General features: G+C 74.3%; 14 protein-coding genes. 12 read left to right on the top strand and 2 right to left on the bottom strand.

Annotated elements, in window-relative coordinates; genetic code table 11:
• Nucleotides 1–19: 19 nt before the first annotated feature.
• On the bottom strand, nucleotides 20–544 hold the full coding sequence (locus ACMA1D_RS29505) for a cysteine dioxygenase (protein ID WP_414727049.1): 525 nt from the start codon (nucleotides 542–544) through the stop codon (nucleotides 20–22).
• Between the two features lie 695 nt (nucleotides 545–1,239).
• Between ACMA1D_RS29505 and ACMA1D_RS29500 the strand changes: the two genes are divergently transcribed.
• The 3 genes from ACMA1D_RS29500 (at nucleotide 1,240) to ACMA1D_RS29490 (ending at nucleotide 8,188) form a co-directional block, all read left to right on the top strand.
• On the top strand, nucleotides 1,240–1,503 hold the full coding sequence (locus ACMA1D_RS29500; RefSeq protein ID WP_349995539.1) for a WhiB family transcriptional regulator: 264 nt from the start codon (nucleotides 1,240–1,242) through the stop codon (nucleotides 1,501–1,503).
• Nucleotides 1,504–2,246: 743 nt separating this feature from the next.
• Entirely contained in the window at nucleotides 2,247–6,620 is a 4,374-nt protein-coding gene (locus ACMA1D_RS29495) for a glycosyltransferase (protein ID WP_414727048.1), read from the top strand.
• Nucleotides 6,617–8,188 (top strand): DUF5719 family protein, encoded by a 1,572-nt coding sequence (locus ACMA1D_RS29490; protein ID WP_414727047.1) that lies wholly within the window; start codon nucleotides 6,617–6,619, stop codon nucleotides 8,186–8,188. The genes ACMA1D_RS29495 and ACMA1D_RS29490 overlap by 4 nt, the downstream gene beginning before the upstream one ends.
• A 308-nt stretch (nucleotides 8,189–8,496) precedes the next feature.
• Here the strand turns inward: ACMA1D_RS29490 and ACMA1D_RS29485 are convergent, their stop codons facing one another.
• A complete protein-coding gene (locus tag ACMA1D_RS29485) occupies nucleotides 8,497–8,892 on the bottom strand; it encodes a metallopeptidase family protein (RefSeq protein WP_414727046.1) in 396 nt (131 codons plus the stop codon).
• Between the two features lie 490 nt (nucleotides 8,893–9,382).
• Between ACMA1D_RS29485 and ACMA1D_RS29480 the strand changes: the two genes are divergently transcribed.
• From ACMA1D_RS29480 to ACMA1D_RS29440, 9 genes are all read left to right on the top strand, one after another.
• Complete coding sequence (locus ACMA1D_RS29480; protein WP_414727045.1) at nucleotides 9,383–9,814, top strand: DUF3499 domain-containing protein; 432 nt, start codon at nucleotides 9,383–9,385, stop codon at nucleotides 9,812–9,814.
• A gap of 361 nt (nucleotides 9,815–10,175) precedes the next feature.
• Nucleotides 10,176–11,792, top strand: a complete 1,617-nt coding sequence (locus tag ACMA1D_RS29475) for an L-lactate permease (RefSeq protein WP_414727044.1) — start codon at nucleotides 10,176–10,178, stop codon at nucleotides 11,790–11,792.
• Nucleotides 11,793–12,728: 936 nt separating this feature from the next.
• A complete protein-coding gene (locus ACMA1D_RS29470; protein ID WP_414727043.1) occupies nucleotides 12,729–14,087 on the top strand; it encodes a phosphomannomutase/phosphoglucomutase in 1,359 nt (452 codons plus the stop codon).
• Nucleotides 14,088–14,781: 694 nt separating this feature from the next.
• Nucleotides 14,782–14,964 (top strand): Trm112 family protein, encoded by a 183-nt coding sequence (locus tag ACMA1D_RS29465; protein WP_349994832.1) that lies wholly within the window; start codon nucleotides 14,782–14,784, stop codon nucleotides 14,962–14,964.
• A 47-nt stretch (nucleotides 14,965–15,011) separates the two neighbouring features.
• Nucleotides 15,012–16,445 carry an SIS domain-containing protein gene (locus ACMA1D_RS29460; RefSeq protein ID WP_414727042.1) on the top strand — a complete coding sequence of 478 codons (1,434 nt, stop codon included), beginning with the start codon at nucleotides 15,012–15,014 and terminating at the stop codon, nucleotides 16,443–16,445.
• Between the two features lie 537 nt (nucleotides 16,446–16,982).
• Nucleotides 16,983–18,200, top strand: coding sequence for a mannose-6-phosphate isomerase, class I (manA, locus tag ACMA1D_RS29455; protein ID WP_414727041.1), 1,218 nt, complete (start codon nucleotides 16,983–16,985; stop codon nucleotides 18,198–18,200).
• Between the two features lie 295 nt (nucleotides 18,201–18,495).
• Nucleotides 18,496–19,440, top strand: a complete 945-nt coding sequence (locus ACMA1D_RS29450) for a cation diffusion facilitator family transporter (RefSeq protein WP_414727040.1) — start codon at nucleotides 18,496–18,498, stop codon at nucleotides 19,438–19,440.
• An 845-nt stretch (nucleotides 19,441–20,285) separates the two neighbouring features.
• Nucleotides 20,286–21,746, top strand: a complete 1,461-nt coding sequence (gene ahcY / locus ACMA1D_RS29445; RefSeq protein ID WP_414727039.1) for an adenosylhomocysteinase — start codon at nucleotides 20,286–20,288, stop codon at nucleotides 21,744–21,746.
• A gap of 196 nt (nucleotides 21,747–21,942) precedes the next feature.
• The gene (locus ACMA1D_RS29440) at nucleotides 21,943–22,560 is read left to right on the top strand and encodes a hypothetical protein (RefSeq protein ID WP_414727038.1); all 618 of its coding nucleotides are present in this window, start codon (nucleotides 21,943–21,945) and stop codon (nucleotides 22,558–22,560) included.
• Nucleotides 22,561–22,954: the final 394 nt, after the last annotated feature.

Raw genomic sequence — 22,954 nt, 5'->3', positions numbered from 1 at the left:
GCTCGCCGCTTATTGCAGGTCAGCGACTGCCCGCGCCGACCGCCGCCGGTACCTCGCTCGGCGCGGCCGTGCGGTCAGCGGCGCCGTGGCCCGGGTGGAAGGGCATGTCGGTCAGGCCGGGGAAGTAGACGTGCAGGCTGACGGCGGGTTCGAGGGAGTCGTTGACGACGTCGTGGGCGTAACCGGGGGCGATGACGTGCTGGGCACCGGGGCCGAGGGTGCGCTCGCCGTCCGCGGTGCGCTCGGTCAACTCGCCCTGGAGGACGGTGAAGACGCCGCTGGAGCGGCCGTGGTCGTGCGCCCCGCTGCCCTGCCCGGGGACCCAGCTCAGCAGCCAGACCTCATAGCCGGGGCCGGTGCGCAACCGGTGGTACCAGCGGCTGGCGGCGTCGTACTCGACCAGCGGCTGCCAGCCCGCGCGGTCGGCGGCGATGGTGCGGGCGAGCTGGACGAAGCCCGAGACGGTGCTCGGGTGGGCGGGGAGCGGCGGCAGCAGGTGGGGAATGTCGAGCCAGTCCCCGGCGATTTGGACATCGCTGTTCATGTACGGAGTTCCTCGGCAGATGTGCGGGTGGCACGCGGCGCCAGCGGCTCGTCGGGCCTGGTCACGGCCCGGCGCGTGCACGGAAGCGGTGGAGCGAGGTGGTGCGGGAGAAAGCTGGAGCTCAGATGGCATCAACAGCTAGAACAGCGACAGCGAGCCTGCACAGCGCAGCGGAACCCGTAGGCACGGGTCGACTGGGGCATGGCGCTCACTGACATGCGACCAAGGAGACCGGGTCTGCCCGTTCCTGTCAAATCCCTGTCCACATTGTGAGTAATGCTTCACCTCATCCGGTTACTCCGTCCGGAGAAAGGTTTGTGCAACCGTACAAGCGGAGAGGTGGCGCAGCATCTGCGGTCGTTGACGCCGTACGGCGCCCACGATCGTTCTCCGGAGGCGGGGCGCGGTGTGATCCGTTTCGCTTCGGTGGCCGTACTGCAACTGGAGTCGGCGGCCGGGACGTCTGTCTCGGTGGGGAGATGCCGTGGCTCGTCGACACGCGGTGCGGCGGTAGGTGTGTCTGGCTTTATGCCGATTTGAACACTTTCTGCAAGCCCTTGGTTCCGCAGAGTGAATAAGCGGCTCAATAGCAGATCTCGGCTTGACTGGCTCGGATCGGCGCACTTGTAATTTCAGACGTGTCGCTCAGGCTCACGGCTGCGGCACGGGTACGCAATGACGGACGAGGGGCGCACATGACCGAGTTGTTCCAGCAACTGCTGGTCGAAGAGGCGGACGAGGAGTTCGGCTGGCAGGAGCGCGCACTGTGCGCTCAGACCGATCCCGAATCGTTCTTCCCGGAAAAGGGCGGGTCCACGCGTGAGGCGAAGAAGGTCTGCCTCGCCTGCGAGGTCCGCTCGGAGTGCCTTGAATATGCCCTCGCGCATGACGAACGCTTTGGAATCTGGGGCGGCCTGTCCGAACGCGAACGTCGACGACTGAAAAAGGCCGCGGTCTGAACGCCCGGTCCCCCCACAGAAGCTGCACCCACGGTCCGCCTCCAGCGCCCAGCGCATCGAGGCGGACCGTCGTGTTGTGGGCGTCCGGTGGCGTCCGGTGGGCATCCAGGTGCCTGGCTCGCGGCGCCACGGCCCGCGCCACGGCCCGGCTGCCGTGACCCGCGGGACCACGGCCCGGAGCGCGCAGGCCAGCTAGCCCCGCCGCCCCGCGCCGGCGGCCCGGCCACCCCGCCGCACGCCGCCCCCACAGCTCCCGCCGCCCCGGCCCCACGTCTCCCGCCACCCCGCCCCCACGTCTCCCGCCGCCCCACCCCGCAGTCCCCGCCGCCCCGCCCGGTTCCGCGCGGACATGCGTGCGGAGCGTGGTACCGGGCGCGTCGTGTGCGGGTCCGCCGGACGGCGTTCGGTGTGGTGCGCCAAGTGAACGTATCCGAGCGCGCCCTGGCCACATCTGGCCCGCGGCCCGGTGGGGCGGGTCAGCGCGCGGCGGGGCGAAGGGCGTGCGCCCTGCTGGGAACGGTGGCAGCTCAGGGCCGTGCCCGCGGGCGCGTGCGCGACCGGACGGGGCCCCGCCGCGCCCGAGCGCCCTGTGGGCCACGGCGCGCGCCCTGCCCGTACGGCTCGGACGGAGCGGTCGGCCCGCCCGGCCGAGCCGTTAGTGTGGGGGCCCGTCCGAGAGGCACCGGCGCCACCACGGCAGCCGGGCGTCCACCGCAGTCCAGCGAACCGGGGCCCGTACCTCGATGTCCGTGCACAGCCAATCGGCGGCCTCCCAACCGGCCGCCCCCACCGAGTTCGCGCCCACCCACGGTGGCGCGGCGTCCACCACGCCCGAGTTCCCGCGGCACGTGGTCACCGCCGTACTCGTCGCCCACGACGGCGCCCGTTGGCTGCCGGACGCGCTCGCCGGCCTGCTCGGCCAGGACCGTCCGGTGCAGTACGCCGTCGCCGCCGACACCGGCAGCGCCGACGCGTCCGCCCAGTTGCTCACCGACGCCCTCGGCCCGGAGCGGGTCCTGCACCTCGCCCGGCGCAGCGGCTTCGGCACGGCCGTGGAAGAAGCGGTGCGCAGCGCCCCGCTGTTGACGCCGGACCAACTCCCGTACCTGCGGCGCCCCGCCGGCTGGGACCCCGAGGCCCGCGCCTGGCGCGACGACGTGCACGAGATGCCCGAGTTGCCGCACGGCGAGCCCGTGCAGTGGCTGTGGCTGCTGCACGACGACTGCGCGCCCGAGCCGAGCGCGCTCACCGAACTTTTGCGGGTCGCCGACGCCAGCCCGCGCGCCGCGATCGTCGGCCCCAAGCTGCGGAGCTGGTACGACCGGCGGCAACTGCTCGAAGTCGGCGTCAGCATCGCCCGCAGCGGGCGCCGCTGGACCGGCCTGGAGCGCCGCGAACAGGACCAGGGCCAACACGACCAGGTCCGCCCCGTGCTCGCCGTCTCCAGCGCCGGCATGTTGATCCGCCGCGACGTCTGGGACGAACTCGGTGGTTTCGACGCCAGGCTGCCGCTGATGCGCGATGACGTGGACCTGTGCTGGCGCGCCCAGGCCCGCGGCCACCAGGTGCTGATCGCCCCGGACGCGGCGCTGCGGCACGCGGAGGCAGCGGCCCGCGAGCGGCGGCCCATCGACTGCGTGGGCCGCGCCGGCCGCACCGCCGCCGCCGACGGCGAACAGGGCTCGGCCCTGCGCCAACTCGCCCCGCGCGCGTCGTCGCCGCACCGGGTCGACAAGGCCGGCGCCGTCTACACGCTGCTCGCCAACACCCGCACCGCCCTGCTCCCCTACGTCCTGCTGCGCGTCGTGCTCGGCACCCTGCTGCGCACCCTGGGCTACCTGGTCGGCAAGGCGCCCGGGCAGGCGGTGGACGAGTTCGCCGGTCTGTGCGCCGTACTGCTGCGGCCCGAGCGGGTGCTCGCCGCCCGGCGCGGGCGCGGCCGGCCCGAGGTCGAGGCCGGCGAACTGCGCCCGCTCTTCCCGCCGCCCGGCGCGACGGTGCGGGCCACCGTCGAACAGATCGCGGGCAACTTCGGCGGGCGCTCCGACGCCGAACTCGCCTCGGCCGGCCGGCACGGCGCCGTCGAGTCGGGGCCCGGCGGCGACGACGCTGACTTCCTCGAAGTCGAGCAGTTCACCCGCCTCAAGCGGATCGCCCGCAAGCCCGGCCCGGTGCTCTTCGCCGTGCTGCTGCTCGTCTCGCTCATCGCCTGCCGCAACCTGATCGGCGGCGGCTCGCTGGCCGGCGGCGCCCTGCTGCCCATCACCGGCGACCTCGGTGACCTGTGGGCCCGCTACTACGACACCTGGCAGCCGGTCGGCGTCGGCTCGGCCGACGCCGGACCGCCCTACCTCGCCGTACTGGCCGCGCTCGCCACCCTCTTCCTCGGCAGCACCGGCTTCACCCTCACCCTGCTGCTCGTCTGCTCGGTGCCGCTGGCCGGCGTCGCCGCCTACTTCGCCTCCCGACCGCTGATCGGCTCCCGCCTGCTGCGGGCCTGGGCGAGCGTCGCGTACGCCTTCCTGCCCGCCACCACCGGCGCGCTGGCCAGCGGCCGGGTCGGCACCGCGGTGCTCGCCGTGCTGCTGCCGCTGATGGCGCGCGCCGCCGTCGCCGCCTCCGGTCTGACCATCGGCCGCGGCGCCGCCCGCCAGGTCCCCGGGTGGCGCGCGGTGTGGGCGTACGCGCTGCTGCTCACCTTCACCACGGCCTTCACCCCGGTGGTCTGGCCGCTGGCGGCCGTGCTCGGCGCCGCGGTGCTCGCGGTGCGGGTGCTGCGTGGCGGGGGCGGCCGGCTGGTCGCGTACGGGCTGCGCTTCCTGGCCACCGTGCTCACCCCGCTGGTGGTGCTGGCGCCCTGGTCGCTGTCGCTGCTCGCGCACCCGGGCCGGCTGTTCGACGAGGCCGGGCTCGACCACCGCGCCGGCGCGGCCTCCGCCCTGGAACTCCTCACCCTGACCCCCGGCGGCCCGGGCGCCCCCGGCGCACTGCTCATGGTCGGCCTGCTGCTGGCCGCGCTCGCCGCGCTGCTCCGCTCCGAGCGGCAGTTCGCGGTGCGCGCGGCCTGGGTGGTGGCGCTGGTCGGCTTCCTGTTCGCGGCGCTGGCCGGCGGCGACCACTGGGCGGGCCCGGCGACGCTGGTGTACGGCATCGCGCTGCTCTGCGCCGGCCTGGTGGGCGCCGAGGGCGCCAGGGCCAGGGTCGCCGAGCAGAGCTTCGGCTGGCGGCAGCCGGTCGCCGCGCTGATCGCGCTGGCCGCCGGCCTGGCGCCGCTGATCGCCGCCTGCACCTGGATGCTGGGCGGTGCCGACGGCCCGCTGGAGCGGCGCGACCCGGTGCAGGTCCCGGCGTTCGTGGCCGAGGAGGCCGGCACCCGCGACCAGGCCCGCACCCTGGTCCTCGACGGCACCGCGGCCCGCGTCGACTACCTGCTGGTCCGCGGCTCGGGCGCGCGCCTTGGCGACGCCGAAGCGGTCACCGCGGCGGGCAGCGACGAACGGCTCGACCGGGTGGTGGCGCACCTCGTCGCCGGCTCAGGCGCCGACCAGACCAGTGAACTCGGCGGCTACGCCGTTCGCTACGTCCTGGTCCGCGACAGCGCCCCGCGCCAGTTCGCCCGCGTCCTGGACACCACCCCGGGCCTGACCCGCCTCAGCCAGCAGAACGGCAGCGCCCTGTGGCGCGTCGACCAGCGGGTCGCCCGGGTCACCGTGCTGCCGCCGACCAGCGGGGACGGCCAGCAGGCGGCGGCCGTGCCGTTGCCTGTTGCCGCCGGCCCGATCGCCGCCCGCGACACGCTGCCCGCAGGGCCCGAAGGCCGGGTGCTGCGCGTCGCCGACAAGGCCGCGCCCGGCTGGCGGGCCACGCTCGACGGCAAGGAACTCAAGCGGATCACGGTGGACGGCTGGGCCCAGGGCTTCGAACTGCCGGCCTCCGGCGGCCGGCTCACCCTCACCTACGACACCCCGGTCAGCCATGTGCTGTGGGTGTGGGTGCAAGGGCTGTTCGCGGTGGTGCTGCTGGTCCTGGCGCTGCCGGGCCGGCGCAGCGAGATCGACGACGACCTGCCGGCCACCGACGCGCCGGCCACCGACGCGCCGGCCGCCGCCGCGCCGGGTGCGGCGCGGGCCGCCGCCCCGACGGTCGCCGACGTGCCCGCTCAGGCCGCCTCCGGCGAGGGCCGGCGAGCCCGCCGCATGCGGGCCGCGGCCGAAACGGCGGCCGAGGCTGCGGACGCCACCGCTGCTACGCCCGACCAGGGCCCGGGCACGGACACGGGCCTCGGCTCCGGAGCGGCCCCGGGCATGGGGGAGGGCTTCGCCCCGGGGGCGGCCCCGGGCACGGACACGGGCCTCGGCTCCGGAGCGGCCCCGGGCACCGGCTCGGGCCCAACCCCGGGCCTCGTACCGGGCACGGCCCCGTACGCCGCCCCCGACCAGCAGCCCCCCGCCGCCTGGGGAGCGCCCGCCGAGCCCCGCCCCGCCGGGCCGCACGCGGCGCAGCCGCCGAACGCGCTGCCCGCCCCGCCCCCGCTGCCCCCCGCCGCCCCCCAGGCGGCACCGCAGCCCGGCGCCCCCCTGCCGCCCGCTGCGCCGGACCCCGCCGCCGACCCGTACGCGACCCCGTCGCAGGGCCCCGGCCAGCAGGCGTACGACCAGCAGGGTTACGGCGCGCAGGGGTACCGCCAGCAGGGCTACGACCAGCAGTGGGACACCTCGGCCGGATACGCGCAGGACCAGGGGGGCTACCCGGGCCCCGCCCAGGGCCAGAGCGGCTACCCGCCGTACCAGCAGCCGCAACACCAGGCCCAACCGCCGCACCAGGACCCGTACGCCCCAGCCGACCAGTCCGGCTACCCGGGCGCGCCGCAGCCCACCGGCCAAACCGCCGGTGACCAGGCCGGCTACCCCGGCGGTGGCTACCCGACCGGACAGCCGGGGCAGCCCGCCCCGTACGCCGACTACGGCAGCGGCACCTACCAGGGCGGCTACGACCCGTACGGCTACGGACAGCCGCCGTACCAGGGCGGGCCGGGGCAGGCACAGGACGGGCAGGACGAGACGACGTACGGCGACGGCACGGTCCCCGGGCCCCGCCGCGACGGGAGCCAGGCATGAACCGCACCACCCTGTCCCTGCTCGCCGCCGCCACTGCCCTGGCCGCCCTGACCGGGGTGGCGTCGGTGACCGCCGACTCCGGCTCGGACGCGGACGGTTCGACCGGCGGCAAGGGCGCGCCGGCCGCCACCCGGATGCCGGTCGAGCGGTCGGGCCTGGTGTGCCCCGCGCCGACCACGTCGGAGCTCGCCGAGACCACGTACACCGCGTTCACCCCCAAGGGGAAGACGGCGGGCGGCACGAAGGGCACCGCGGGGCTGCTCCCCGCCCACGCCACGTCCGACGCCGAGGACAGCGCCAAGGACGATGACGACAAGGGCGGCGACGGCAAGGGCGGCGACGGTGCCGCCCGTCCCGACGTGCTGACCGGCGACCCGGTGGTGCCGCTCAAGGCGCCCGGCACCCCGGCCACCGACACCACCTCGCGCTCCGACGCGCCGGCCCTCATCGGCCTCGCGGACGGCGTGCTGGCCCCCGGCTGGACCGTGCAGCAGACCACCACGATCAGCGCCGGCGACGGGCGCGGGCTGCTCGGCACCTCCTGCGTGGCCCCCGGCACCGACTTCTGGTTCCCCGCCGCGAGCACCGCGGGCGACCGGCAGGACTACGTCCACCTGACCAACCCCGACAGCAGCCAGGCCGTCGTCGACCTTGAGCTGTACGGGGAGGACGGCCGGCTCGAAGCGCCCAGCGGCGAGTCGATCAACATCCCGCCCCACTCCACCAAGCCGGTCCTGCTCTCCACGCTGGTCAGCAAGCCGACCATCAACGTGACGCTGCACGCCGCGGTCCGCTCGGGGCGGGTCGGCGCCAGCGTGCAGGCCGTGGACAGCAACATCGGCAGCGACTGGCTCGCCGCCGCGGCCCCGCCCGCCACCAGCGCGGTGCTCCCCGGCATCCCCAAGGACGCGACCTCGGTACGGCTGGTCGCCTACGCCACCGGCTCGGGGGACGCCGACCTGAAGATCCGGCTGTCCGGCCCCTCCGGCCCCCTCACCCCGGCGGGCCACGAGTCACTGACCGTCAAGAGCCGGATGACCAGCGCCGTCGACCTCGGCGACCTGACCAAGGGCGAGCCGGGCTCGCTGACCCTCACGCCCCAGGGCAAGAGCGCCGCCCCGTTCGTCGCGGCGCTGCGCATCACCCGCGGCGAGGGGGACAAGCAGGAGACGGCGTTCATCCCGGCGACGGCGCCCATCGAGGACCGCGGCACGGTGGCCGACAACCGCGCCAAGGGCAGCACCCTGTCGCTGACCGCCCCCGAGGCCGCGGCCACGGTACGGGTCACCTCGTCGGCCGGCGCCGGGGGCGGCACCCCCGCCAGCCAGGAGATCACCGTCAAGGCCGGGACGACGCAGGCCCTCACCCCGCCCCGCCCGTCCGGCGCCAAGGGCCCGTACGCGGTGACCGTCGAACGGCTCAGCGGCGGCCCCGTGCACGCCTCGCGGCTGCTGGAGGAGGAGTCGGACGGGGTACGGATGTTCACCGTCCAGGGCCTCCCCGACGACCGCGGCCTGGTGTCGGTCCCCCGCGGCCGACAGGACCTGTCGATGCTGAACGACGACTGACGCCCCGTCCGGAGCACCACGCTGCGCTCCGGACCAGCGGGGTTCCGCACGGTTCCGCACGCGGTGGCGCGGGTCGGCAGCGCCGGGTAGCGGCATGAACCGTTACGGGCAGTACGAGCGGTGCGAGCAGTACGAGCTGCGCGGGACGGGTCAAACCCAGGCGAGCCGGGGTCGGACGGGCCGGGCGGGGGAGCGACATGCCCGTGGGTACGGCCGCGCGGTGGACACCTCGCAGAATGGCCGAAAACATCGCCCCGACCGGGGTCGACCGGGACCGGCCGACCGATCGGCACGGTCGGGGCGGAACTTCAGTCCTGTCCGTACCGTGGATCGACCGATTCGGGAGCGAGCCCGAGCAGCTCGGCGACCTGTTCGACGACCACCTCGTGGACGAGCAGGGCCCGTTCGTCGCGGCTCTTGGTGCGGATCTCCACCGGCCGGCGGTAGACCACGATCCGCGCCTGCCGCTCGCCCTCGGCGGCGACGAACCGCCCGAGCGGAACCGCGTCGTCGCTCCACGCCTCGATGTCACGGCCCGCCACCCCGCCGTCGACGTAGGGCACGTCATGGACGGAGAACTCCACGTCGGACAGTTGTGGCCAGCGCCTTTCCAGCCGCTCGACCGAGTCGTGGACCAGGTCGAGGAAGCCTTCCGCGCGGCTGATCGACAGTGGCACCTGGGGCGGCGCGATCGGTCCGCGCATCCCGCGCCCGTGCCGGTCCCGGTGCCGCGGCCGGACCGCGGCCTGACCCGCGGGGGGCGCCGCGCCCCCGGCGGACGTGCCGACACCGCCGGCTGCCGCCGGCCCGGCGGGCGGGGTGCCGGCGTCCCGGGCGTGCGCCGGGGTGCTGGCGGCGTCCCCGGCGCTGGGCGGGGTGGGCGGGCCCCCAGCGCCGGCTGGGGGAGGTACGGGGGTGTCCATCACTGACGAGAGTAGCCGCCGGGCGCCCCGGGCAGCGCGATCCCGGGGTGGGACGCCCCTTGTCCAGGGTTGAACGTTCCAGCCATCTTCGCGTTCACATAAGGGTGCCTCTTGGCCGTCACAGCGCGCGGTGCGGGGCGTCAATGGGATCGAATGGTGACAGGAATCATCCTGGGCGAATGGCGGCGTTCGCTGGCCTTCCGCAGGTCAGGCTGGTTGGCTGGCCGCCGGGTTCATAGGATGAACGAGGACGACACGGTGGAGTGAGGTCATGGAGAGTCTTCGCGGCCCGTTCAAGAGTGCGGTACCGTCCAACGTCGTGAGCCCTGTACGTCGCTGTTCGCGCACCGCGTGCGGTCGTCCCGCCGTCGCGACGCTGACGTACGTCTACGCGGACTCCACCGCGGTCCTCGGACCGCTCGCCACCTACGCCGAACCGCACTGCTACGACCTCTGCTCGGAGCACTCGGAGCGGCTCACGGCGCCGCGCGGCTGGGAGGTCGTCCGGCTCGCGGTGGACACCGGCCCCGCCAGACCCAGCGGCGACGACCTCGAAGCGCTCGCCAACGCGGTGCGCGAGGCCGCTCGCCCCCAGGACCGGGCGCCCGGCACGACGCCCACGTCGCCGCACGGCCGCGAGGTCGACCCGATGGAGGTCGCCCGCCGAGCCCACCTGCGGGTCCTCCGCTCACCCGACTCCTGACCCGCCCGGCCGCTCCCGGCTGACGCCCACCGGCTGACGCACTGCAGCGCGTGGCCCGCCCGACGCGGGTTGCGGCGACACCGAGCACTGCGGCCAGCCGCCGCCCACCCCCTCGATCCCGGCCGGTCCCCCCCGTTCCCCGGCCCCGCGCCCACCACCGGCCCTGCTGGACCGCCAGGCGTCGTGGGACCGCTGCCGACGGCGCATCAGACGCCTCGCACGCGCGCGAGGACGCCCCCCCCAGCCTGCCCGACGCGGTCTGACCCCGACCGTGAACGACGCGTACGCGCCATGGCGAACGGCGCCTCATTGACTGCAACTTGTCGCGGACACGACCATTCCATGAGTCCGGGAGGTCCGTTTGTTCGTTCAGCAACTGGAGCCGGTCGCCGGCTCTCTCGCGCTGTCCGCGCTCGTCGCCGCCCTTCCCCTGGCGACCGTCCTGGTCCTGCTCGGCGCGGTCCGGGTACGAGCGCAGCGCGCGGGACTCGCCGGCTTGGCCGTCGCCGCCCTCGTCGCGTGGGGCGCGTACGACATGCCGGTCGGGCAGACGCTCTCCAGCGGTGCGCAGGGGGCGCTGTTCGGTCTCTTCCCCATCATGTGGATCGTCGTCAACGCCCTGTGGGTGCACCGGATGACGGTGCGCACCGCGCACTTCGACGTGTTGCGGCGCTCCTTCGGACGGCTCTCGGCCGACCCGCGGGTGCAGGCGCTGGTGATCGCGTTCTGCTTCGGGGCGCTGCTTGAGGCGCTGGCCGGGTTCGGTGCGCCGGTGGCGATCTGTTCGGTGATGCTGGTCGCGCTCGGTTTCGACCCCGTCAAGGCGGCCGTTCTCGCCCTGGTCGCCAACACCGCGCCGGTCGCCTTCGGCGCCATGGGCACTCCGGTCGTCACCCTCGCCCGCGTCACCGACCTGCCGCTGGACACCGTCGCCGGTACGGTCGGGCGGCAGACGCCGCTGCTCGCCCTGGTGGTGCCGCTGCTCCTGGTGGCCCTGGTCGACGGCGCGCGCGGGGTGCGCGAGACCTGGCGGCCGGCGCTCGCCTGCGGCCTCGCCTTTGCACTCGCACAGTTCGTGGCGGCCAGCTACGTATCGGCCCAACTGGCCGACGTCGGCGCCGCGCTCGCCGGCGCGGCGGCCCTGGTCGCATTCCCCGCCGCACGCCGCCCCGCCAGTGAACCGGTGCGGGCCGCCGTCCTCGTCGGCACCCCCGCGGCCGACCCCGGGCCGGCCGACCCGCGCCCCGAGGTGCTGCGCGCCTACGCGCCGTACGCGCTCATCGTCGGCGTCTTCTCGGTGGCGCAGATCGGCCCGGTCAAGGACCTGCTGGCGCGCGCGGACCGGACCTTCGACTGGCCGTTCCTCGACGTGGTGAACGCCGCCGGGGAACGCGTCGGCGGCAACGACTTCACGCTGCCGCTGGCCGCCACCGGCGGCACCCTGGTCCTGCTCACCGGCCTCGGCACGGCCCGGGTACTGCGGCTGCCCGCGCGGGCCGCGCTGCGCGAATGGCTGGCCACAGTGCACGAACTGCGCTCCGCCCTCGCGACCGTGACCTCCGTACTGGCCCTCGCGTACGTCATGAACCTGTCGGGCCAGGCGGCCACGATCGGCCACGGCGTCGCGGCGGCCGGCGCCGGCCTGGCCTTCCTCTCGCCGGTGCTCGGCTGGTTCGGGGTGGCCGTCACCGGCTCCGACACCTCGGCCAACGCGCTCTTCGGCGGCCTCCAGGTGACCGCCGCCCGCGAGTCGGGGATCGCCCCCGAACTGCTGGCCGCCGGCAACAGCTCGGGCGGCGTCCTCGGCAAGATGATCTCCCCGCAGAACCTCACCATCGCCTGCGCGGCCGTCGGCCTCCAGGGCCGCGAGGGCGACCTGCTGCGCAAGGTGCTCCCGTGGAGCCTCGGCCTGCTGCTGGCCATGTGCTTGATCGTGCTGGCGCAGAGCACGGTGGTGCTGGGGTGGATGCTGGGCTGAGGGCGGTTGCCTGGGGCGCTGCCTGTGGGCGTTCTCCGCGGGGCGTTGGCTGTGTGTGGGGTGTTGCCTGCGGGCGTACTTCGGAGGGCTCTTCCTGACGGTTTCGTGGGCGGCGCTTCCGGTGCCGAGCGGCCTAGCTGCTTCCGGGGGGGCGGGTGCTCCTGGCGGGCCTCGTGGAGCTCGCGGAGGGTGACGGTGCCGTGGACCTTGCAGATCTCTGATGCGCGGGTGGGCGCTTCCGCCCGATCTGGCGGGGCCCGCGGAACGCGATGGCCTCGTGGTTCTCCTAGGCTGCGCCGATCGCGACAGCCGTACGCACCTCACTGGCCCCACCGGTCACCTTGAATCTGGCCCACCGCCTACGCCGCCCCCGTCGCGGCCCCGCGGCCCGAGCGTCCGTACGCCGGATGGCCGACCCGGCCCACGGCGACCGGCCGACCCGATCCCCGCGATGGGGCCGGCAGCCCGTACGCCGCCCGCCACGCCCGCGTACGCCCCACCCGCCATGGCCGCCGGCCCGCGTACGCCGCATGCACCGCCGGGCGTACGGCACGGCCCGAGGCGCATCGCGCCCCGCGTACGCCCGTGCGCTCCCGCGCACCGGACGAGCGCCCGACCGTCGGCGCCCCTGCCCCGAGCCGGCGGGCTCTCCTCCTCCGCGCCGCGGGCACCCCGTACCGAGCCGCAGGCCCTCCACCCGGGCCCGTGAGCGCCCCCGCACCGGCCGGCGGCCCCGAAGACCAGGCAGCGGCGGCCCGCCCCGAGCCCTTCGGCTGCCCGCCTCCGCCCGGCGCCGCACGGCCCCGGTGCCGCGGCCGGACACGGGGGCCACCGGCCCCGCGGGCCGCCGCTGCGCGAAGGGACGGCCGCACGGCGGCCCGCCAACCCCCACCGGTAGATTTGGCACCCATCAACGATGCCCAAAAGGAGTAGGCCGTGGCTGATCTGTCGCAGATCGTGAAGGCGTACGACGTGCGCGGGGTCGTCCCTGACCAGTGGGACGAAGCACTGGCCGCACTGTTCGGCGCGGCGTTCGCGCAGGTAACGGACGCAAACGCGATCGTCGTCGGCCATGACATGCGGCCGTCGTCCCCGGGCCTGTCCCGGGCGTTCGCCGAGGGCGCGGCGGCGCTCGGCGTCGACGTCACCGAGATCGGCCTCTGCTCGACGGACGAGCTGTACTTCGCGAGCGGGGCGTTCGACCTGCCCGGCGCGATGTTCACCGCGAGCCACAACCCGGCCCAGTACAACGGCATCAAGCTGTGCCGCGCCGGCGCCGCCCCCGTCGGCCAGGACACCGGGCTCGCCGACATCCGCGCGCTGGTCGAGCGCTGGTCGCAGGAGGGCGCACCCCAGCCGGCCGAGACCCGGGGCACCATCAGCCAGCGCGACGTGCTCGCCGACTACGCCGCCCACCTGCGGTCCCTGGTCGACCTCGCGCAGAGCCGGCCGCTGAAGGTCGTCGTGGACGCGGGCAACGGCATGGGCGGGCACACCGTGCCCACCGTCTTCGACGGGCTGCCGATCGACCTCGTACCGCTCTACTTCGAGCTTGACGGAACGTTTCCCAACCACGAGGCCAACCCGCTCGACCCCAAGAACATCGTCGACCTCCAGGCCAAGGTCCGGGAGGTCGGCGCCGATCTCGGACTGGCCTTCGACGGCGACGCGGACCGCTGCTTCGTGGTGGACGAACGGGGCGAACCGGTCGCGCCGTCCGCCATCACCGCCCTAGTCGCCCAGCGCGAACTGGCCAAGCACCCGGGCGGCACGGTGATCCACAACTGCATCACCTCCTGGTCCGTGCCCGAGATCGTCAAGGAGTCCGGCGGTACGCCCGTCCGCACCCGCGTCGGCCACTCCTTCATCAAGGCCGAAATGGCCCGCACCGGCGCCATCTTCGGCGGCGAACACTCCGCGCACTACTACTTCCGGGACTTCTGGAACGCCGACACGGGCATGCTCGCCGCCCTGCACGTACTGGCCGCCCGCGGCGAACAGGACGGGCCGCTCTCCGCCCTCGTCGCGCGCTACGACCGGTACGCCGCCTCCGGCGAGATCAACAGCACCGTCGCCGACCAGCCCGGCCGCGCCGCCGCCGTCAAGGCCACCTACGCCGCCCGCCCGGGTGTCCAGCTCGACGAACTGGACGGCCTCACCGTCACCGCCCCCACCTGGTGGTTCAACCTCCGCGCCTCCAACACCGAGCCCCTGCTCCGGCTGAACGTGGAGGCCCAGGACGCGGAGACGGTGGCCCGCGTGCGCGACGAGGTCCTCGCCATCGTCCGCGGCTGACCACCCCGGCACGCCCGCCAGCCCCACCCGGCCCCGGCCGCGGGCCGTCCCCCACGGGGCGGCCCGCCCGGGGCCGTCGCGCGGAGGCGCGCGCGTGGCGTCCGCTCCTGGACGAGGGTGACCGCGGCGCCGCGAGTCGTCGTGCGTACGCGCGCGAGGCGTCCGCTTCCGGACGAGGACGACCGCGGTGCCGCGGGCCGTCGTGTGTGCGTACGCGCGCGTGGGCGCGCGTACCCGGCACCGGCGGACTACGACCTGCCCGTACGCGTACGCGTAGTGCCTACGCGCGATGCTTCGGCCATCCCGGGGCGCCGCCCGCGAAGCACCGCCGCCCACGCCCGCCCGTCGTGCCCGCGCGGGCTTCTCGCGCAGCTCCGTTCCGTCCGCGGAACGCCGCCGTAAGCGACGGCCTGTCCGGGCACGCAACGCACAGCCTCGCGCGCGTACCCACGCTGCGAATGACGAAGGCCGCTGCCGCGCCTGGGGCGCGAACCGCACAGCCTCGCGCGCGTACCCACGCCCACCCATCAGCCCACCCCACAGCGCACCCGCCACGGCTCGCCGCGCGGCCCACCGGGCAGGGCCGCCCGCGCCCGCCGGGGTCGGAGGCCACCCCCTGCCCGCCGGGCGCCCCGCTCCGGGCCCGGCGGTACCCTGGGCCGCACAGCACTGTGCCCGTCCCGAAGGGAAGACCATGCCGGTCGAAGCCAGCCTCCTGGAGATCCTCGCCTGCCCGGCGTGTCACGCCCCGCTGCGGGACGAGTCGGCTGCCGACGAACCCGAGCTGGTCTGCGAAGGAGAAGGGTGCGGCCTGGCGTACCCGATCCGGGACGGCATTCCCGTACTCCTGGTGGACGAGGCGCGCCGCCCGGCCTGAACCGCGTACCGCGTTCCCGCCCCACGGCGATCGGAGGCCGACGCACCATGCTCGACGAATCGCTCCTGGACGCCCCCGAAGCACTGACGCGCGCCGACACCCGCGGGCTGCTGCGGGGCGCAGCGGAGTCCGGGGCCCGGGTGCGGACGGCTGCCAGGTTCGCCGCCGAAGCGGGCCTCGCCGACCTCCAGCCCGACGGCCGGCCGCGGTCGATCCTGGTGGCCGGCCCGGGCAGCGTGGCCGACTGCACCGCCGACCTGCTCGGCGCGCTCGCCGGCGGCAGCCTCCCGGTCACCCTGGTCCGCCCGACCGGCGTGGCCCCCGCCGCCGGGGCGCTGCGGTGGACGCTGCCCGGCTGGGCCGGCCCGCTCGACCTGCTCGCCGTCACCACCCCGGACGGTTCGGAGCCCGGCCTCGCGGTCCTCGTCGACCAGGCGTACCGCCGCGGCTGCACCGTCGTCGCCGTCTGCCCCACCGAAACCCCGCTGACCGAGGCCGTCGTACGGGCCCGCGGCCTGCCCATCCCGACGGCGCCCGCCCCGCTGCCCGAGGCCGGCCCGCAGACCGCCGGGTACGGCGCGTACGAGCGCGACGCGGCCGGCCCCGTCGACGGCGGTTGGCCGGCCGCCGACCAGCCGCGGTACGCCGACCGGCCGGAGCCGGGCGAGGGCGGCAACAACCCGCCACCGCTCGCCCCCGGCGAGGCCCACCCGCGGCCCGAACCCCCCGCCGTCGGCGCCCTCGGCGCCCACCCGCACGGCGCGGCCGATCCGCACGCCCCCGCCGACCACACCGGCGCGCCGCGCGCCGGCGCGCAACCGGTGGTGCCCTCGCCCGGAGCGCTGTGGGCCGTGCTCACCCCACTGCTCGCGCTCGCCGACCGGATCGGCCTGCTGCACGCGCCGCCCGAGGCACTGGAGCGCGTCGCCGACCGACTCGACCGCGTCGCCGAGCGCTGCGGCCCGGCCCAGGCGGCCTACCGCAACCCGGCCAAGACGCTCGCCGCCGAACTGGCCGGTGCGCTCCCGCTGGTGTGGACCGAGGGCGAGGTGGCCGCTGCCGTGGGGCGCCGCTTCGCGCGGCTGCTCGGCGCGGTGGCCGGCAGGCCCGCGCTCGCCGCCGAGCTCCCGGACGCGCTGCGCCTCCACGGTGCCCTGCTGACCAGCGCTTTCGCAGGCGGGGCTGACCCCGACGACTTCTTCAGGGACCGCGTGGAGGACCCGGAGGCGCTCCGAGCCCGCGTCGTACTCCTGCGTGACCGGCCCACTCCGACCGACCAGCCCGCCACCGCCGTGCTCTCCGCCGCCCCCGCCGCGCGCGACCTCGCGCTCACCCACGACACGGCCGTCAGCGAACTCGAACCATCCGCCGACTCAGCCGACTCATCCGCCGACGAGGCCCTGGAGAACGCCGCAGAGCTTCTCGCCATCACGGATTTCGCCGCCGTTTACCTGCTGCTTGCCGGCGCAGAGGGATCATGAACAACGCGGGCCGCACGCCCGTCGAGCACTCGACGGACGCCTAGCCTCCGCACCCCATCCGTCCCGCACGCCCACCCACCCCCACTGAGCAGCACGGCACCACACAGCACGGCAACAGCAGCACAACCCGCCGCAGACGCGGCCGTCCCGCACACCACTCCCGCACCTCGCCCCAACCGGGCCCACACATCACGCGTACCCCGTACGCCGCACCACCCCGGGCGCACCCGCACCCGCATCCGTACCCGCACTACCGCCGGGCTCCGGCGCACACCCCGTGCACCGTGCGCGCCGCTCACCGGCACATCCACCCGGCCCGTCTGCGCGACCCGCCGGCCGGGCCCCGGACCGGCGCTCCGGCGCGCGTACCGGCGTACCCGATCCCGCCGGCCCGTACGCCGCACCCGCACCGGCGCGCACCACGCGCCCTGCACGCCGGCGTACACCACCCCCTACCGGCCCGCACCGGCCGTACGACCACCACCCGACCCGTCCGCGACGGCCCGCGGCCCGCATCCACACAGTCAGGAACCCTCGATGGACCGCCTAGCCAACACCGTGCGCCCCTACGCCTGGGGTTCGCCCACCGCCATCCCCGAGCTGCTCGGCACCGAGCCGACCGGCGAACCGCAGGCCGAACTGTGGATGGGCGCGCACCCGGGCGCCCCGTCGCACGTCGACCGCGGCGCCGGCCCCGTCAGCCTCGGCGCGGTCATCGCCGCCGACCCGGCCGGCGAACTCGGCCCGCACGCCGTCGCCCGCTTCGGCGACCGGCTGCCGTTCCTCCTCAAGGTGCTCGCCGCCGACACCGCCCTCTCCCTCCAGGTCCACCCGGACCTCACCCAGGCCAGGGCCGGCTACGCCGACGAGGAAGAGCGCGGCGTTCCCATCGACGCCCCGCACCGCAACTACAAGGACGCCAACCACAAGCCCGAGCTGATCTGCGCGCTCACCCCCTTCGAGGGCCTGTGCGGCTTCCGCACCGCCGCCGAGGCCGCGGAACTGCTCGCCGCCCTCGGCGTCGACTCGCTCAAGCCGTACGTGGACCTCCTGCGGGCCAGCCCGGAGGCCGACGCGCTGCGCGAGGTGCTGACCGCCGTGCTCAGCGCCGAACGCGGGGCCATCGCCGCCACCGTCACCGAGACCGCCGCAGCCGCCGACCGACTCGCCGCCGAGCAGGGCCCGCACGCCGGCGCGTACGCCGCCTGCGCAACCATGGCCCGCAGCTTCCCCGGCGACCCCGGCGTGCTCGCGGCCCTGCTCCTCAACCACGTCACGCTCCAGCCGGGCGAGGCCCTCTACCTCGGCGCCGGCGTCCCGCACGCCTACCTCGGCGGCCTCGGCGTCGAACTCATGGCCAACTCCGACAACGTGCTGCGCTGCGGCCTGACCCCCAAGCACGTCGACGTACCGGAACTGCTGCGCGTCGTCGTCTTCGAGAGCGCCCCGCCCGGCGTGCTGCGCCCCGAAGCGGACGCGGACGGCGAAGAGGTCTACGCGACGCCGATCGACGAGTTCCGGCTCTCGCGGTACGTCCTGCCGGCCGACGCCACGCCCCGCCGGCTGCCCACCGGCGCACCCCAGATCCTGCTCTGCACCGCAGGCACGGTCACGCTGCGCGCCACGGCCGACGCAGCCGACACCACCAGCGAAGAAATCCACCTGAAGCAGGGTGAATCCGCCTACGTTCCGGCCGCCGAATCCATCGAACTCACCGGAACAGGCACCCTCTACCGCGCCACCGTCGCCGGCTGACCCTGTGCGGCGCCGGCCCCACCACCCGGCGCCGCACGACGTACGACGCCCCGCACAGCCGAGCCGGTCGTGCGGGCGGAGACGACAGAGTAATCAGAAGCAAGAGAGACACCAGAAGCAAGAGAGACACCAGAGGTAGGAGAGGCGGCAGCACCACCCCGCCGCCTACCGTGCTGCGCCCTGACACGCTCCCGCCCGCGGAGGCTGCAACAATGACCCGCCGTAAAGCAGCCGTAAAGCGCCGGCTCCCCGTCAGGCGCCCGGCGAACACGGGTGGAAGGGACATCTGGCACACATGAGTGCATCGGGCGGAACCAAGGCGATCGTCGCCGCACTGGGCGCCAACCTGGCCATCGCGGCGGCCAAGTTCGTGGCGTTCGCGTTCAGCGGCTCCTCGTCCATGCTGGCCGAGGGCGTGCACTCGCTGGCCGACTCGGGCAACCAGGGCCTGCTGCTGCTCGGCGGCAAGAAGGCCAAGCGCGAGGCGACCCCGGAACACCCCTTCGGCTACGGCCGCGAGCGGTACATCTACGGCTTCCTGGTCTCCATCGTCCTCTTCACCATCGGCGGCGTCTTCGCGCTCTACGAGGGCTACGAGAAGATCCGGCACCCCCACGACATCGAGCACTGGTACTGGCCGGTCGGTGTGCTGGTGTTCGCGATCATCGCCGAGTCTTTCTCCTTCCGCACCGCGATCAAGGAGTCCAACGAGGTACGCGGCGCACTGAGCTGGACCCAGTTCGTACGCCGCGCCAAGGCCCCCGAACTGCCGGTCGTCCTCCTCGAAGACCTCGGCGCGCTGGTCGGCCTGGTGCTCGCACTCGGCGGCGTCAGCCTCGCCCTCGCCACCGGCGACGGGGTGTGGGACGGCATCGGCACCCTGTGCATCGGCGCGCTCCTCGTCCTGATCGCGATCGTGCTCGCGGCCGAGACCAAGTCGCTGCTGCTCGGCGAGGCGGCCGACGTCGACCAGGTGGCCGCGATCCGCGAAGCCGTCGTCGACGGCGAGACCGTCACCCACCTGATCCACATGCGCACGCTCCACCTCGGCCCCGAGGAACTGCTGGTCGCCGCCAAGATCGCGGTCCGGCACGACGACACCGCCACCGAGGTGGCCCGGGCCATCGACGCCGCCGAGACCCGCATCCGCGCGGCCTGCCCCATCGCCCGCGTCATCTACCTGGAGCCCGACATCTACAGCGCCGACGCCGCCTCCCGCACCAAGCCGCCCACGGCCTGACCACCCCCACGGCGCGCTCCTCCCGGCCCACTCCCACACCGACCGGAACGGCGGGGGAGTGGGCCGAGCCGCCCCCCGCCCACGGCGTTCCGCTACCGGGGCTGTGTGCGCCCAGGCGTTCAGCTCCCGTGCGCCCGGCCCGGTGCGGCTCTCCCCGGTGCGGCCTATTGGGCTGGCGGGGGAGCCGCCCCGCCCACGGGAGCCGCCCCCGCTTCACCGGAGCCGCCCCGATCCCGCCGCCGGGGTGAACGTTTTCGGCCCCGATCCCACCCCGGCACGCCCACCTGATCCACCACCCCCGCACCCCGCCGCCCCACCCGGCCTCGGCGACCACCACCGCCCGCACGGGTGCCACGACCCCGGCCGACCACCCGCCGCGCCGCACCGGTCAACCCCGTGGACGCCCTCCGCCCCCCCGCCCCGCCGACGGGCCGGCCACGACGCCCCTCACCTGGCCCTCCCCACACCCCCGCACCAGCCGAACCCCGCTCCCGCCGTCCCCCGGCCACCCCCGCCAGGCCCTCCGCGACCAGCCGCGCAACACGCCCCGCCCCACCCAGCCATCCCACGCCGCACACCCCGCCCCCGGGAATCCGCCACGGTGCGGCCGAGAGCCACCGCTCCCGTCGTACGCCCACCTGGGGGGCTGGGGTTCGCCGGGGCGGTCGGTGTAGATTCGAAGCAGCCAGACGTCGCTGCTGATGGCGGTCGGTCGGCCCGCTGCGCGGTCCGGCCGAGGGAGAGAGGGCCTCCGACGGACTGCGCTGCGACCAGGGGACAGCTCTGTCCGCTGCCGCATGCACAGCCCATCACCTCTCCGTTCCCAACCGTGAGGAGCAGCATTCATGTCGACTGCCGACACCAACGGTCAGGACTTCAAGGTCGCTGACCTCTCCCTGGCCGACTTCGGCCGCAAGGAGATCACCCTCGCCGAGCACGAGATGCCGGGCCTGATGTCCATCCGCAAGGAGTACGCCGAGGCCCAGCCGCTCGCCGGCGCCCGCATCACCGGTTCGCTGCACATGACCGTGCAGACCGCCGTGCTCATCGAGACGCTGGTGGCCCTCGGCGCCCAGGTCCGCTGGGCCTCCTGCAACATCTTCTCCACCCAGGACCACGCCGCCGCGGCCATCGCCGTCGGCCCGAACGGCACTCCGGAGAACCCGCAGGGCGTCCCCGTCTACGCCTGGAAGGGCGAGACGCTCGAAGAGTACTGGTGGTGCACCGAGCAGGCGCTGACCTGGCCCGGCACCGCCACCGGCGGCCCGAACATGATCCTCGACGACGGCGGCGACGCCACCCTCCTGGTCCACAAGGGCGTCGAGTACGAGAAGGCCGGCGCGGCCCCCGACGTCTCCACGGCCGAGAGCGACGAGCACCGCGTCATCCTCCAGGTCCTCAACCGCACCCTGGCCGAGAGCCCGCAGAAGTGGACGCAGCTCGCGTCCGAGATCCGCGGCGTGACCGAGGAGACCACCACCGGCGTGCACCGGCTGTACGAGATGCAGCAGGCCGGCTCCCTCCTCTTCCCGGCGATCAACGTCAACGACGCCGTCACCAAGTCGAAGTTCGACAACAAGTACGGCTGCCGCCACTCGCTCGTCGACGGCATCAACCGCGCCACCGACGTCCTCATCGGCGGCAAGGTCGCGGTCGTCTGCGGCTACGGCGACGTGGGCAAGGGCTGCGCGGAGTCGCTCCGCGGCCAGGGCGCCCGCGTGATCGTCACCGAGGTCGACCCGATCTGCGCCCTCCAGGCGGCGATGGACGGCTACCAGGTGGCCACGCTGGACGACGTGGTGGAGACGGCGGACATCTTCATCACCACCACGGGCAACAAGGACATCATCATGGCCAGTGACATGGCCAAGATGAAGCACCAGGCCATCGTCGGGAACATCGGCCACTTCGACAACGAGATCGACATGGCCGGCCTCGCCGCCATCCCCGGCATCGTCAAGGACGAGGTCAAGCCGCAGGTCCACACCTGGACCTTCGCCGACGGCAAGAAGATCATCGTCCTCTCCGAAGGCCGTCTGCTGAACCTGGGCAACGCCACCGGTCACCCCTCGTTCGTCATGTCCAACTCCTTCGCGAACCAGACGATCGCGCAGATCGAGCTCTTCACGAAGCCCGAGTCGTACCCGACCGACGTCTACGTGCTGCCCAAGCACCTCGACGAGAAGGTCGCCCGGCTCCACCTCGACGCCCTCGGCGTCAAGCTGACCACGCTCCGCCCGGAGCAGGCCGCCTACATCGGCGTGCCGGTCGAGGGACCGTACAAGCCCGACCACTACCGCTACTGATCCACCAGCCGACGCCCGGACCAGGGGCGGGGCGGGGCGACCGGCACCCACGGGAGCCCGTCGTCCGCACCGTCCCGGCCGGACCCGGCCGGCGATCAGCCCGCAGTAGCTGAGCAAGAGGCCCCCGCGTGGGGGCACAGGGGCCTGCCCCGGTCGTCTCCGGCCGGGCAGGCCCTCACTCGTCAAGGACCCCACCATGCCCCGCGGTCGCTATGCACTCCATGACCCGCACGATCACACCCCCCTCGGCGTAGAACAGTTCCACTGCGCCCCCGGCCACGCCGGCTGGCGCTACGTCTCCCAGCTCAGCTCCCCGTCCGGGAACCGCACCGGCTCCGTCGACCTCACCATCGACGCACTCGGCCGCCCGCTGCGCCTGGAGCTCCAGACCACGGACTGGCGCGTCCGCGGCGCCGCTCTCGACGGCGTCACCTGGGTACGCACCGACGCCTCCGGCGAGCACGCCACCGAAGGCAACGTCGCCGCCCACACCTTCACCGGCATGTCCCCCGCCTTCCTCGTCGCCGCCGCGCGGCTCCTCCGCCTCGCCCCAGGCGCCGAACCCACCCGCCTCAGGCTCGTCGCCCTCACCGCCCCCGTGCTGGCGCCCCGGACCCTCGACCAGTCCTGGGCACTGCTCAAGAGCGAAGCACACGCCACTGACAGCGGCCCCCTGACCGTGGAGACGTACCAGGTCAGCGACGCGGACACCGGCGAAGTACAGACCGTCCACCTCGCCGGCGACGTCGTACTCGCGGCCCCGGGCATCGAGCTCGAAGACCTCGACACCCCACCGTCGACGTTCCCCCTCTGACCCGCACAGCCCTGCCCCAGCGGCACCCGGCCCCACCGGATCACGCATCCGCCACGGCCGCCCCGCGCCTCGATGTGCGTCAACGCCCAGGGGCCTGCTAACCTTCTGTTCACCCGCCAGGACCGTTGACACGGCCTCTAGTGGGAGGTAGATTCGAACGGTTGCCGCGAGCTGGACAAGCCCGCGAATGATCGTTAAGATCTCACCGACTTCTAGCGCGAATTAAATTTCCGCAGAAGCATCTTCGGATTCTGAAGAGAAGCGAAAGCGCCGATTCGATCGGCCAAAGCGAATCTGATAAACTCGAAGAGTCGAAAGACAAAAGGCCTTCCAACGGCCACCGGAAACGAAATTCCGACCGGAAACGGTAGGGAAAAGGATCTGGTAAGGTTGG

Origin of the sequence: Streptomyces sp. 796.1 (assembly GCF_047525675.1) — a bacterium.
Lineage (GTDB): Bacteria > Actinomycetota > Actinomycetes > Streptomycetales > Streptomycetaceae > Streptomyces.
The sequence above is the reverse complement of the archived record's forward strand: the minus strand, read 5'-3'. Positions and strand labels throughout refer to the sequence as shown.